The 12,981-nt window shown below is 72.9% G+C and carries 12 protein-coding genes; 6 read left to right on the plus strand and 6 right to left on the minus strand.

The window, feature by feature from the left end:
• Positions 1 to 10: 10 nt before the first annotated feature.
• From ACWGIG_RS13945 to ACWGIG_RS13970, 6 genes are all read right to left on the minus strand, one after another.
• Complete coding sequence (locus tag ACWGIG_RS13945; RefSeq protein WP_453321803.1) at positions 11 to 379, minus strand: response regulator transcription factor; 369 nt, start codon at positions 377 to 379, stop codon at positions 11 to 13.
• 44 nt (positions 380 to 423) lie between these two features.
• Positions 424 to 795, minus strand: coding sequence for a hypothetical protein (locus tag ACWGIG_RS13950; protein WP_453321804.1), 372 nt, complete (start codon positions 793 to 795; stop codon positions 424 to 426).
• Between the two features lie 175 nt (positions 796 to 970).
• Complete coding sequence (locus ACWGIG_RS13955; RefSeq protein WP_453321805.1) at positions 971 to 2,668, minus strand: alpha-amylase family glycosyl hydrolase; 1,698 nt, start codon at positions 2,666 to 2,668, stop codon at positions 971 to 973.
• Entirely contained in the window at positions 2,665 to 3,507 is an 843-nt protein-coding gene (locus ACWGIG_RS13960; protein WP_453321806.1) for a hypothetical protein, read from the minus strand. The genes ACWGIG_RS13955 and ACWGIG_RS13960 overlap by 4 nt, the downstream gene beginning before the upstream one ends.
• On the minus strand, positions 3,497 to 4,906 hold the full coding sequence (locus ACWGIG_RS13965; RefSeq protein ID WP_453321807.1) for a ferritin-like domain-containing protein: 1,410 nt from the start codon (positions 4,904 to 4,906) through the stop codon (positions 3,497 to 3,499). The genes ACWGIG_RS13960 and ACWGIG_RS13965 overlap by 11 nt, the downstream gene beginning before the upstream one ends.
• Positions 4,887 to 5,606, minus strand: a complete 720-nt coding sequence (locus ACWGIG_RS13970; protein ID WP_453321808.1) for an HAD family hydrolase — start codon at positions 5,604 to 5,606, stop codon at positions 4,887 to 4,889. Before ACWGIG_RS13970 ends, ACWGIG_RS13965 begins: the two co-directional genes overlap by 20 nt.
• Positions 5,607 to 5,854: 248 nt before the next feature.
• Between ACWGIG_RS13970 and ACWGIG_RS13975 the strand changes: the two genes are divergently transcribed.
• The 6 genes from ACWGIG_RS13975 (at position 5,855) to ACWGIG_RS14000 (ending at position 12,966) form a co-directional block, all read left to right on the plus strand.
• A complete protein-coding gene (locus ACWGIG_RS13975; RefSeq protein ID WP_453321809.1) occupies positions 5,855 to 6,964 on the plus strand; it encodes a phosphotransferase enzyme family protein in 1,110 nt (369 codons plus the stop codon).
• An 85-nt stretch (positions 6,965 to 7,049) separates the two neighbouring features.
• Positions 7,050 to 8,372 carry an aminotransferase family protein gene (locus ACWGIG_RS13980; RefSeq protein WP_453321810.1) on the plus strand — a complete coding sequence of 441 codons (1,323 nt, stop codon included), beginning with the start codon at positions 7,050 to 7,052 and terminating at the stop codon, positions 8,370 to 8,372.
• Positions 8,369 to 10,129 carry a 1-deoxy-D-xylulose-5-phosphate synthase N-terminal domain-containing protein gene (locus ACWGIG_RS13985; protein ID WP_453321811.1) on the plus strand — a complete coding sequence of 587 codons (1,761 nt, stop codon included), beginning with the start codon at positions 8,369 to 8,371 and terminating at the stop codon, positions 10,127 to 10,129. The genes ACWGIG_RS13980 and ACWGIG_RS13985 overlap by 4 nt, the downstream gene beginning before the upstream one ends.
• Positions 10,110 to 11,489, plus strand: coding sequence for a glycosyltransferase (locus ACWGIG_RS13990; protein ID WP_453321812.1), 1,380 nt, complete (start codon positions 10,110 to 10,112; stop codon positions 11,487 to 11,489). The genes ACWGIG_RS13985 and ACWGIG_RS13990 overlap by 20 nt, the downstream gene beginning before the upstream one ends.
• Entirely contained in the window at positions 11,486 to 12,346 is an 861-nt protein-coding gene (locus ACWGIG_RS13995) for an SDR family NAD(P)-dependent oxidoreductase (protein WP_453321813.1), read from the plus strand. The genes ACWGIG_RS13990 and ACWGIG_RS13995 overlap by 4 nt, the downstream gene beginning before the upstream one ends.
• Positions 12,343 to 12,966, plus strand: coding sequence for a DUF1349 domain-containing protein (locus ACWGIG_RS14000; protein ID WP_453321814.1), 624 nt, complete (start codon positions 12,343 to 12,345; stop codon positions 12,964 to 12,966). Before ACWGIG_RS13995 ends, ACWGIG_RS14000 begins: the two co-directional genes overlap by 4 nt.
• Positions 12,967 to 12,981 lie beyond the last annotated feature (15 nt).

Genomic DNA, 12,981 nt, shown 5'->3' on the forward strand with positions numbered 1-12,981 from the left:
CGGCTTCGCGTCAGATGAGGCTTCTGCTGCCGCGGTCGGGAAGTCCCGGAAGCTGCGGCGTCTCCACGAGCGAGGTGTCCTCAAGCACGTGGCCGGGGGAGTCTTCGGCGGACAGGGCCAGCAGCAGGAGGTGCATGCGGCTGCGTGCTCCCGTCTTGGCGCGTATCCGGCGGAGGTAGGTGTCGACGGTGTGCGGGCTGACATTCATGCGCCGGGCGATTTCCCCGTATGTGCCACCGAGCGCAAGGTGCCCCAATACTTCTCTTTCCCGGTCGCTGATCCTGCGGACGGCTTCCTGGAATTGATTGCTCACGGAGTAGTGTGCCCTTCTGTGCGTCTTTTCGGCGTGCCGGGTGCCGTTTATTGCTGCTTTCCGCATTTCGCTTTACGTTTCCCGCCACGCGTGGCATGAACACGTGCAGTTCAGCCCGCCGAGCGGCCCCAGCCGCTGTCGTCCGTCGGGTCGGCCTTGCCCGCGAAGCCCCAGCCGCTGTCGTCGGTCGGCGTGCCGTCGCCCCCGAGGCCCCAGCCGCTGTCGTCCGTCGGGTCGGCGTCGGCCGAGCGGCCCCAGCCGCTGTCCTCCGTCGGCTTGCCGCTGCCCGCGAAGCCCCAGCCGCTGTCGTCGGTCGGGTCGGCCTTGCCTGCGAAGCCCCAGCCGCTGTCGTCCTTCGGGTCGGCGTTGGCAGTGATGTGGGCGGGGGAGCTGCCGGTGTCGGCGGCGGCCGTCCCGGCGGCCGTACCGACCGAAGCCGTGACACACAGAATGGCGATGGCGGTAGCGCGAAGAGCCTTCATGATTCCTCCTGGGATTCTTGAATTCGGTTGGCCGGAAAGGTTGGAGTGTATGTGTTCACTCGTTTCCCTTCCGCCATTTCAGAATCCTCGACGCCAGGGCCGGAAACCACCGCCGGGCCTGTTCACCAAGTTGTGCAGCAGTAAGACGGGGGGTGGACAGATCGGGTGTAGGGCATCAAATGGCGTCAGAGTGACCTCGGTTGACGGGGGTGAGCCACGCAGCCGTGTCCCGGGGAAGCGCTCCGGCGTCCAATGGGCCGCTGGACAACAGGACGTGGTCCTCCGGATCCAGGCGCAGCGGGTCCGGGCCGAAGTTCACCACGCAGCGCAGACCGGGCGCCCGGTCGAAGGCGAGCCACGCCCCGGAGCCGGGGCCTTCGACCCGTACCGGAGCCGGCCCCGGGGACGGGTGGGCACGCCGCAGCATCAGTGCCGCCCGGTACAGGGCGAGGGTCGAAAGGGGGTCGGCCTCCTGCGAAGAGACCGTGTACGGCGCCCAGTTCCCGGGCTGGGGGAACCACAGCCGTCCGGGGCCGGCCGTGCTGAACCCGTACGGCGGGCGCGTCCCGGCCCACGGCAGCGGCACCCGGCAGCCGTCCCTGCCCTCGTCCGCGCCACCTGAGGCGTGCCACACCGGGTCGCGACGGCCGTCCTCGGGCACCCACGCCTGGGGCAGTCCCAGCTCCTCTCCCTGGTAGACGTACGCCGCACCGGGCAGCGCCAGCGTGACCAGCGCCGCCGCGCGGGCCCGGCGCAGACCGGCCGCGCCGTCCCGGTCGCCGTGGTCGCCGTCGGCGTACCGGGTCGCGGAGCGGACCGTGTCGTGGCTGGCGGACGTCCAGGTGGACCACGCCCCCACGGCGGCCGTCGCCGCGGTGGACCCTTCGATCGCCTCGCGCATCGCGGCGGCGTTCCAAGGCGCCTCCGTCCAGGTGAAGTCGAAGACCTGGCCGAGGCGTCCGGGGCGCACATAGCGGGCCAGTCGCGCGTGGTCGAAGAGGATCGCCTCACCGACGAGGAGCCGGCCGCCCTGCGGCGGACGGCCGTCCGGGCCGGGTGCGGTGTCGACGACCTCGCGCCAGCGCGCGTACAACTCCTGGAGTTCCGGCTGGTCGTGATAGGGCATCAGGTGATTGCGCCAGGGCTCGCTGTGCTGGCCGCGACCCGCGTCCGGCAGGCCATCGGCCTTGACGAGCGTGTGCGCGACGTCGATGCGGAACCCGTCGGCACCGCGTGCCGCCCAGAACCGCAGGATCCGCTCGAACTCGGCCCGCACCTGCGGGTGACGCCAGTTCAGGTCGGGCTGGTCCGGGGTGTGCAGATGCAGGTACCAGAGCGCCGGCCCGCCGCCCGGGGCCTGCGGCAGCCGGCTCCAGGCCGGGCCGCCGAACGCGGACAGCCAGTCGTTCGGCGGGTGTTCGCCGTTGGCGCCGCTGCCCGCGCGCACCACGTACCTCGCGCGCGCCGCGTCCCCGTCCGGCCCCGGCGGTGCGGCCAGCAGCGCGCGGAACCAGGGGTGCGCCACCGAGGTGTGGTTGGGCACCAGGTCCACCAGCACCCGCAGCCCCAGCTCGTGCGCGCGGGCGGCCAGCGCCGTCCAGTCGTCCAGGGTGCCCAGCTCCGGCGCCACCGCCGTGTGGTCGGTGATGTCGTAGCCGGCGTCCGCCAGCGGCGACGGATGGAAGGGGGTCAGCCACACCGCGTCCACGCCGAGGCGGGCGATGTGCTCCAGCCGGCTCCGCAGGCCCGGCAGATCGCCGATCCCGTCACCGTCGCCGTCCGCGAACGCCCGGACGTACACCTGGTAACAGACGGCCTGCCGCCACCACGGATCGCCCATGGGGGACCGGGGGAGGGACTGGGCGGGGGTCATGCGGAGAGCAGCGGGATCGTCAGGGTGCCCTTGAGATAGGCGCACATCAGGTCCGCGTCCCACCCGCCCATCCAGAACTCCGCCGTCCACGGCGCGTCGTGGTCGACCGGCAGGCCGTCCAGGACGTCGCCCTCGGCCACCGACCTGCCGGTGAGCGGGAAGTGGAACTCCTCCAGCGCCGTCAGGTTGACCACCCGCTCGTCGGCCGGATCGGCGACGGCGATCTCCATCTCACGGATGCGCTTTTCGAGGCCGGCCCTGCGCACCGGGTCCGCCTCCGCCGCGAGGTCGGCGCGCAGCAGGTCGCGGCGCTCGACCCGGCTGGCGTGCGGGTCGGTGATGCCGGTCTCGGCCAGGATCAGCGGAGCATCGGTGCGGAAGATGCGCCCGCCGAACTTCTCCAGCTCCGTACGCGGTATCTCGTTCACGGCGGCATCGGGACGCTCGTCCCACATCACCATCACCCGCTCCAGCCGCGCTCCGGGCCCGGTGATCTCCAGGTGGAAGGGGACGATCGGTTCACGCCCCGCGAAGGTGAGTATGAAGTTGCGGTTCTCGAAGACCGGGTCGCCCAGCAGGTCCACCTTCGCGCCCGCCAGGCCCGGCACCTCGGCCCCCGCCACGGTGGCCCGGGTCACCGACACACCGATCGGCGGCATGTGGCTGCGCAGCACCGCGGGGTCCGGGTCGTTCAGGACGATCACCCGGTCCAGGTCCGGTTCGCCGGCCAGCGCGAAGGTGCTGCCGCTGACGCCGCGCGGCTCGTCGGTGGGATCGGGATCGGTGGCCAGACGGGCGATGAACCAGCCCCCGTACTCGACGATCAGTTCACGCGACACGGGTGGCTCCTTCGGCGGGGACCGGGTGGGGGACGGGGGTGTACGGGGCGTGGGCGGACCAGGTGGGGGAGGCGACGGCCTCGGTGTCGAGGGCGTACTGGTCGGACATCCGCTGCACGTTCTCGGCCAGGAACAGCAGGCGGCGCAGCACCCGGTCCGGAGCACCGCCGCCGTCCGCCAGAGCGCTCACCCGGTGGGCGCGGGCCGCGAGATCGCGCAGCCGCTCCTGGAACACGCGCTGGGCGACGTCCCGTTCGGGGATCAGCTGGATGCCGCGCCCGAACTCGAACGGCGGGCCCGCCGTCACCGCCGGATCACCGGCGGACGCCGGCAGCTCTCCCAGCAGTTCGCCCAGCGGGCGTACGAACATCGTCATCAGCGGGAAGAAGACCACCGACTGCAGGACGCGCAGCTCGTCCCGCGACTCTCCCGACTGGCCGAAGAAGCGCAACAGCATCAGCACCATCAGGCCGTAGCCGGCGTTGAACAGCTCCGCCGCCTCCCGGGCGAGCGGGTCCGTGATCAGGCCGACGTCCTGGGCGTCCGGCGCGCGCCGCACCGCGGGGTTGTCGAGCATCGGGCGGGCCGGGTCGAACGGCAGGCCCGCGGCGTCGGCGGCGGCGAGCTCACGGTCGTACTGCTCACGGATGCGCAGCAGACGCGCGTAGTGGGAGTCCTCGCTGTCCTCCTCCGCGCCCTCGCCCTGCTCGATGATCAGGTCGATGGCACGCATCGCCGACGCGTGCGTGTTCACCGGGAACGGCTCCACGCCGTAGCCCACCAGGACGTCGTCGTCGAAGACGTGGTCGGGGTCGATGACGGCCGCCGTGTCGATCTGCCGGTGCGGAGGCCCGATGAACAGCTCCTTCTCCGGCACGCTGAGCACCAGTTCCCGGATGCGCTCGTACAGCATGCCCACGGTCATCTGCGGTTCGTCGTGCTGCCCGGTGGCCGCGCCGGGCCCGCCGCTGATCCTGGAGAGCAGCACCGTGGGCATCTCGTAGGCGATGAACCGCTCCAGCGCGTCCCGGTTGAAGGGGGTGAGCGCGGAGACGACGCCGAGCGGGTAGTAGCGCTCCGGCTGCGGGAAGGCGGGGCGCTGCAGGTAGGGGGCGCCGCCCACACCGGCGAGCAGGTTGAGCACCAGCCCCAGGTGGAGCATCTCCTCCCGGCTCAGGCGCAGCAACTGGCCCTTCCACTCGCGGATCGTCTCGATCTGTACGTCGTCGAGGCCGGCCTCGGGCGGGTTGGCGCGCAGCGAGAACGCCGCGTACAGGTACTGGAGGCACAGCGAGTGCTCGACCTCGGCGGCTTCGCACAGGTACTCCACGAGCCGGGCGCGCACGGCCGCCACGTCGGGCGGTCCCGGGCACAGCGGTTCAGCGGACTTCAGAGACATGGGAGACCTCCCGGAGGGTTCGGTGCAACAGGTCGTCGGTGAGCAGATCCAGACCGGTGACGGTCGTGTCCGCGGCCCCGTGGTCCAGGCCGACGGTGTACGGAGTCGGCACCGCCACCACGCGCAGGCCGGCGGCGCGGGCCGCGGCCACGCCGGTCAGTGAGTCCTCGACGGCCACGGCCCGTTCCGGCGCCACGCCCAGACGGGCCAGGGCCTCGCGGTAGACGTCGGGGGCCGGCTTGACCCGGGCGACGTCGTCACCGCAGACCACCGTGTCGAAGTACGCGGTCAGACCGTGGTGGCCGAGCATGCGGCTCACCCACGAGCGGTCCGCGGAGGACGCCACCGCCAGCCGGACGCCACGCGAGGCGAGCCGGTCGAGGAGAGTACGCACGCCAGGCATCAGCGGCACGTTCTGCGGCACCAGCAGCTCCCGCCACAACTCCCGCAGTCGGGCGTAAGCAGGTGCGGGGTCCGGTGCGCCGGGCAGCAGTCCGAACAGTGCCTCGTAGCCGCCGGTGTTGCCGCACACCTCCCTCGCCCAGCGCTCGGCGGGCAGGTCCACGCCGTACTCGGCGAACACCCGTCGGCAGGCTTCGAGGTCCGGGCCGACGGAGTCGACCAGGACACCGTCGTGATCGAACACCACCGCGTCCGGCACACCGGCGTGCCTCTCGTACGGAAGGGGGTCCACCAACACATCGAGCTCCTCGGGTCGTCGTCCTGCCCCACATGCTCGGCGCCCGCCCGGGGCCCGCACCCCACCCGGCCGGGTGGGCCCGGGGGCCGAGGCGCCCGGCGTCACCGCACCCGGTCGGCCCTCGGCGGCGCCCCTACCCGGGCGGGTGATGTGACGCCGTGCGCCGCCGGGTGAATCTGACGCCGCAGAGCCGGTCCTCCCACGGCATTCCGGGGAGCGGACCGGCCACGGAGAGAGGTGAACGGACGATGCCTGCCGACCAGGACACGATGACTGCCGACCAGGAACGGCACACCGTGGTGGGTGACGCCCGCTGGGTGGGCGAGACGCTGCACCGCTACTGGGGGCCCGCGTGGAGCGGGTGCACACCGCTGCCGCTGAACGGACCCGACGGGGCCCCGCCCCTGTCGCACACCGCCGGACTGTGGCGGATCTCCCACCGCGGCGCCCCCCACCTGTTCAAGGTGCAGCTCACCACGGAGGCCCAACGGGGCTCCGCGTTCCCCCCGGTGAAGCAGCGGGTGCTCGACCACTGCGCCGCGTACGGCATCCCCGTCGCCTCCGCGGTCCCGACGGCCCACGGCACGGTCCACGTCAGCCGCGGCGGCCACGACTGCGAGGTGCTGCCCCTGCTGCCCGGTACCGCCACCGCCCGCCCCACGCCCGCCCAGGCCGCGGCGGCGGTACGCACCGGACTCGCCCTGCGCGCCGCCCTCGACGCGGTGCCCGCACCGCTGGCCGCCGACCTGGCCCCGATCCCCCTGCCCGCTCTCGTCGCCGAGGAGGACTGGCGAGCCGCACTCGACGAGGCCCGCACCCGGCTGCTGCCCGCCGCCCACCGCCGCACCGACCACTGGGGGCGCGCCGCCGAACGGGCGCTGACCGCCCTCCTCGCGGCCGAACCCCTGCTCGCCCGGTACGACGAAGCCCTCGCCCCGCCGCCGGAGCGCCGGGCCGTCGTCCACGGCGACCTGCACCACCATCACTTCCTGCTGGGCGACGAGGGCCCCCGCCCGCCACGCGTCAGCGGCGTCCTCGACTTCGACAACCTGCACGTCGGCGACCGGCTCCTCGACCTCGCCTGGCTCGCCGAGCTGGCCGGGCGGGCCGACGAGGGACCGTCGGGCGGGGGCGCCTCCGTAGCCGCCCTCCGTACCGAGGCATCCCGCTCCGGGCTGCTGGTCGACCATCAACTGCCGCTGCTGATGCCGGTGTTGATCGCCCGCTCCGTGCCGATCGTCGTCGACATCGCCAAGGACATCCTCGAACGCGATCTGCTCGGCCCCGCCTGGCTCGGCTACTTCGAACTCCTCGACACCGGCCGCCGGCTGCGCGTGCACCGGCTGCTCACCGGCTGATCCCGCGTACTGCCCCCCCGATCCCCCTCCCCGACAACCGACGCCCACGAACCGACGCCCCACCCGATCCCCACGAGGTGCCACCATGCCGACCACCGACCATCGCCGCGCCTGGCCCGAAGACCTCTCCTCCTACTGCTTCGAGGTCCCCTTCAACCAGGACTCCGTCCTCTTCGAGAAGGCCGAGGGAATCCGGCTCACCGACACCGCAGGACGCTCCTACATCGACAGCCTCTCCGGCGTCTTCGTGACGTGTTTCGGCTACAGCTGCGAGCCCGTCCTCGACGCCGTCACCCAGCAGCTGCGGACCCTGCCCTTCAACCCGCCGCTGCACGGCACCAACCCCGCCGCGCTCGCCCTCACCGACGCCCTCGCCCGGCTCGCCCCCGAAGGCCTCGACACCGTCAAGCTGGTCAACGGCGGCTCCGAGGCCGTCGAAGCGGCCATGCGGCTGGCCCGCTACACCCAGCGGCAGCTCGGCCGGGCCGGCCGCTACAAGATCCTCAGCCACTACCACGGCTACCACGGCGCCACCTTCGGCTCCCTGTCGCTCACCGGCCGCCCCGACGTGACCCGCTTCGGCCCCGGCCTGCCCGGCGCCGTCCACGTCTGGTCGCCCGACATGTTCGCCGACGTGCACCAGGTGGACGCCGAGGAATCCGGCAGGCTCGCCGCCGACGCCGTCGAACGCACCCTCCTCGCCGAGGGCCCCGACTCCGTCGCCGCCCTCGTCGTCGAACCCGTCATCCACCTGCGCGGCATGGCCGTGTCCCCCGACGGCTACCTCGCCCGGCTGCGCGAGATCTGCGACCGCCACGACGTCCTGCTCGTCTTCGACGAGATCGTCACCGGCTTCGGCCGCACCGGACGCCCCTTCGCCGCGCAGACCTTCGGCGTCACCCCCGACCTGATGTGCGTCGGCAAGGGCATCTCCGCCGGATACGCACCGCTCGCCGCCGTCCTCTTCAACGACAAGGTCGCGGGCGTCCTCGCCCAGGGCTCCGGCACCACCGCCTTCGCGCCCTCCCACACCTACGCCGCGAACCCGCTCGCCGCCGCGGCCGGGCTGGCCGCCGTCACCCACTACACCGAAGGCGACTTCCCCACCCGCAACGCCGCGCTCGCCACGTCCTTCACCGACGGCCTCACCCGCGCCCTCGCCGACCGCGGCGAACTGCGCGCCCTCGGGCTGCTGTACGGCGCCAAACTGCGCCACCTGCCACACGACCCGGACGCCCCGGCGGGTCCCGCCGTCGCCTCCGCCTGCCAGGAGCGCGGCCTGCTCCTGCGGGGCCAGGACGACTGGATCACCCTGGCCCCCGCGTTCACCACGACGGACGCGGAGACCGAGGAAATCTGCGACAAGCTCACCGACGCGCTGGACAAGGTGTACGGGGGCCAGGTGTGAACGGCCTCGTCACCCACTACGCCGAAGTGAGCGCGGCGCACCGCGACCGCCTCACCCCCGCCGAGGCCGCCCTCGTGGAGAAGGAGGGCGCGGAACTCGCCGCACTCGACCTCCAGGACACCGCGGTCTCCCCGCTGGAGGTCATGAGCGCCGTCGCCGCGGCCGTCCCCGAGCGGCTCTACGACGACAGCCGCGAGGTCCTGCGCCGGATGCACGAGATCGCCGGCTCCGGCACCCTCCAGAGCTGTCTGTCCTCCCTGCCCACCGTGCACGCCTGCTTCGAACTCGGCCTGGTCGGAGGCGGCGACGCACCGGCCGACCTGATCGTCGGCCGGGGCCACATCGCCCCCAGTTTCTACGCCGAGTACTACGTGCGCGGCCAGTTGCCCTTCCTGCCGCTGACCACCCTGCACCGGGGCGGACTCACCGGGGTCGTGCACCGCGACTGGGGCTTCGCCAACACCATGCGCTACAGCCTCGGCGTCGGTCTCGCCCAGGCCGTCAGCCGCGCCCGCGACCTGGACCGACAGGGCAGCGACCGCAAGGTCGTCTGCCTGGCGGGTGACGGCGAGCTCCACGAAGGCATCACCTTCGAGTGCATCCGCTGGGCCCACGACACCGGCCTCGACAACCTCGTCCTCGTCGTCGACGCCAACGACCGCGGCATCGAACCCCTCGACGCACCGCTCAACCGGGACTACCTGCGCAGCTACTTCCCCACCGTGGTGGAGGTCGACGGGCAGGACGCCGACGCCGTCCGCGACGCCCTCGCCGAGCTCCTCGCCCGGCCCGGCCGGGCCGCGCTGGTCTGCCGTACGGTCAAGACCGACCACAGCTTCAAGGCCGCGTCCGCCACCCCGCGGGCCCCCTCCTTCGCCGCGACCACCGGCCGGATGCTCGCCTCGGTCGCCACCCCGTCGGGCCGCCCGGCGGCCGTGTTCACCGCCGACATGGCCGGCCGCTTCGGCCTGCCGGGCCACGTCGCCTACGACAACACCGGCCTGGCCGAGACCCTCAGCGTCGGACTCACCCTCGCGCTGCCCGACGACGACCTCAAGGTCGTCGCCACCGACGCGATGTACTACATGGACTCGCTCAGCATGCTCACCGAGGCGGCCACCGGCGTCCACCACCTGATGGTCCTGGCCGGCCGGAACTGGGCCGCCTGGGGCGGCGCCGCCAACGCCTTCAACCTGCTGTCCCTGCTGATCGACACCCGCGTCTACGAGCCCGTCACCGAGGCCGAGTTCCACGCCGTCGCCCGCCGCCTGGCGGCCGAACCCGAGACCGTGCACGTGCTCAGCATGGTCGACGCCCGCTTCGAAGCCCCCGCGGCCGACTGCTCGGCCGCCGTGGACGACGGTGCATGGATCACCCCGCCGGACGAGGACGACACCGACACCCTGGTCATCAGCTTCGGCTACGCCACCACCCTCGTCGAACAGGCCGCCACCGGCCTGCCCCACCTGCACTGCGCCGCCCTCAACCCGCTGCTCACCCGCCCCCTGCTGGACCGCATCCGCCGCTTCCGGCGCGTGGTGTCGGTCGAGTACAACGGTGCCCACGGCGGATTCGGCGCCTGGCTGCGCCAGCGCTACCTGCTGCCGGTGGTCGTGCACGGCGTCGAGAACGACATCGACACCTGCGTCCACGAGGAGCAGCTGCGCCGCCACGGCATGGCCCCCGACCAACTGGCCGCCCAGCTGAGGGCCGTACGCACCGAGGCAGGTGACCTCCATGCGGACGCACGTCCATGACTACGGGCCCCAGGACACCTCCGGCATCCTCGACGGCGCGATCCTCATGCACCGCACCATGTCCGACCTGATCACCGCCCGCGCCGACGCCGTCCCGCACGACCTCACCCGCGGCGCCGCCGCCCTGGGCACCCCCGCCGCCGACGACGTCGTCTACGCGGGCAACGGCCCCTACGCACACCTCTACCACCTGTGGCGCGAGGAGAACGGAGGCCGGCACCGCATCGTCCGCGAGGTGCACACCACCTTCTGGTCCGGCTACTGGGCCCAGGAGGAACTGTGCACCCCCCTGCACCGGCCGGGCGACAAGGTGCTCTTCCCCAGCGAGTACACCCGCCAGGTGTTCCTGCGCTGCTTCCCCGGGATTCCGTACGAGGACGCCGTCGTCGCCTATCCGATGCTCGACGCGATGCCCCGCCGCGCCGCGCGCCCCGCCCCGGCACGGGAGGCGGTACTGCGCATCGGCTACCTGGGCGCCCTGTCCACGGCGAAGAACTTCGACCAGGTACTGGAGGCGTTCGCCCGCTGCCACGCCGAAAGCGGCGGCCGGGCCCGGCTGGTCTACGCGGGCAAGCCCAACGACCCGCGCTGGGAGCGGCAGGCCGTCCTCGACGGCCTCGCCGAGCGGGGCGTACCCGCGGCGCACGTCACCCCGCTCGGGCTGATCGGCGCGGACCAACTCGCGGACTTCTTCGACCGTGTCGACGTCACCCTGTTCCCCTCGACGGCGTCCCGGGAGAGCCTCGGCCGCGTCGTGTTCGAGTCCCTCGCCCACGGGGTGCCGGTGCTGGCCGCCGCCATGGGGCCCGCCGTGGAGCTGCTGCCCGCATCCCACCTCGTCCCCGCGGAGCTGTTCGGCACGCCGTTCTCCATGGACCGGGTGGTGGCGCTCGGGCGCGTCGACACCGACGCCCTCACGGCCAAGCTGCTCGCGCGGGACTGGGAGCCGGCCCGGCTGGGTGACACCGAAGCGTTCGAACTCCCCGCGTTCTGGCGGGCGCTCACCGGCGCCGAAGGGCCGCTGCCCGGCACCGCTGCCGGCCATGACGCGGACACGGTCGCCCGGCTGGTGGTGAACCCCCGGCGCGGCATCGACCCGGCCGCCGCGACGGCCGACGCCCATCAGCTGTTCCTCGACTACTTCCAGCGCCGCGACGCCCCTGTCCTGCGCCGCATCACCAGGCTGGAGGAGGACACCGGCACCCCGCGCCCCGACCTGCGTGCCCTGGTCACCGCCCCCGCGCGCAACCTCGCCGACTACCGGGCCCTGCCCCGGCTGACCGACGCGCTCGTCCTGCCGCCCCTGACCTACTCCCTCACCCCGCACCCCGCACTCGAACCGGAGGCCGTCCCCGTATGAACACCGTGGCGCACACCGCACCCCCGACCCCACCCGGCGACACCGACGGCCACCAGGGCCGCGTGGTGCTGGTGGTGGGCGGCGCCAAGGGCATGGGCCGCGCGGTCGTGGAGGCCTTCGCCGTACGCGGCGCCCGCGTCGTCGTCGCCGACACCAACACCCTCTCCTCCTCCTACAACCAGTACCGCGCGCGGCAGGTCGACGGTTTCACCGTGGCCGGTGAGCTCGCCGACGAACTGCGGGCCAAGGGCCTGGACGTCACCGCCCTCCAGGCCGACGCCTGTGACGAGGAGTCCGTACGCGCCCTGCTCGCCGAGGTCGAGGAGCGCTACGGCCGGCTCGACACGGTCGTCAACGCCTTCGGCGTCACCCACGTCTCACCCGTAGCCACCATGGAACTCGCCGAGTTCAACCGGGTCGTCGAGGGCAACCTCAACGGCGTGTTCCTGGTGTCCAAGCACGCCCTGCCGCTGCTGCGCGCCGACGGCGGCGGCTCCATCGTCAACTTCTCCTCGGTGTCCGGGCGTTCGGGCTTCGCGAAGGTCGCGCACTACTGCGCGGCGAAGTTCGCCGTGATCGGCCTGACCGCTTCCCTCGCCCTGGAGGAGGCCCGCAACGGCGTGCGTGTCAACGCGGTCTGCCCCGGCATGATCCGCACCGCCATGTGGGACTACCTGCTCGACGAGTTCACCCGGCCCGGCGAGACGCGTGACGAGTGCTGGGAGCGGATGCGCGGCATGATCCCGCAGCGTTCCTTCCAGCAGCCCGAGGACATCGCGGAGGCCGTCCTCTACCTCGCGGCTGCCCGCCGGGTCACCGGGCAGGCCCTCGGCGTCGACGGCGGGATGTCCGCGTGAGCGCCGCCGCCACCGCCCCGGACACGGGCTGGACCTGGTCCGACGGCCGCCCGTACACACCCGGTGCGGACGAAGGTCAGACGCATCCGACCGGCGCGGACGGCGGCCGGTTCGTGGTCACCGCCGAGGCCGGCGCCGACCTCTACCGCATGCCGGGCGTGCGGGAGATCGACCGCCTGCCCTCCCTGGGCCGTGAGGTCACGGGCGACTTCACCCTGTCCGTGCGCGCCGAGGTGCGCGACACGGACGGGGGGCGATTCGCCGACGCCGCGGGCATCGTGCTGCACACCGACGCCGGATGGGCGAAGTTCTGCGTGGAACGCACCCCGTCCGGCTCCTGGTCGCTGGTCACCGTCGTCTCGCAGCCCTGGTCCGACGAGGCGGCGGGCCCGGCGCTCGACGGTCCGTGCGCCGACCTGACCGTGGTGCGCGAGGGGCAGCGCCTCGCCTTCCTGTACGGGCCGGGCCCCGACGCGGCGCCCCGCTTCGTGCGGACCTTCACGGTGCCCGACAGCGCGCTGCGCGTGGGGCTGTTCGCCCAGGCCCCCTTCTCCCCGTCCTGCACGGCCGTCTTCGACCGCCTGCGCCACGACCCGGAGCCGCTCCGTGACCGCCGCTGACACCCGCACCCCGCC

This window comes from Streptomyces sp. NPDC054863 (genome assembly GCF_053610825.1).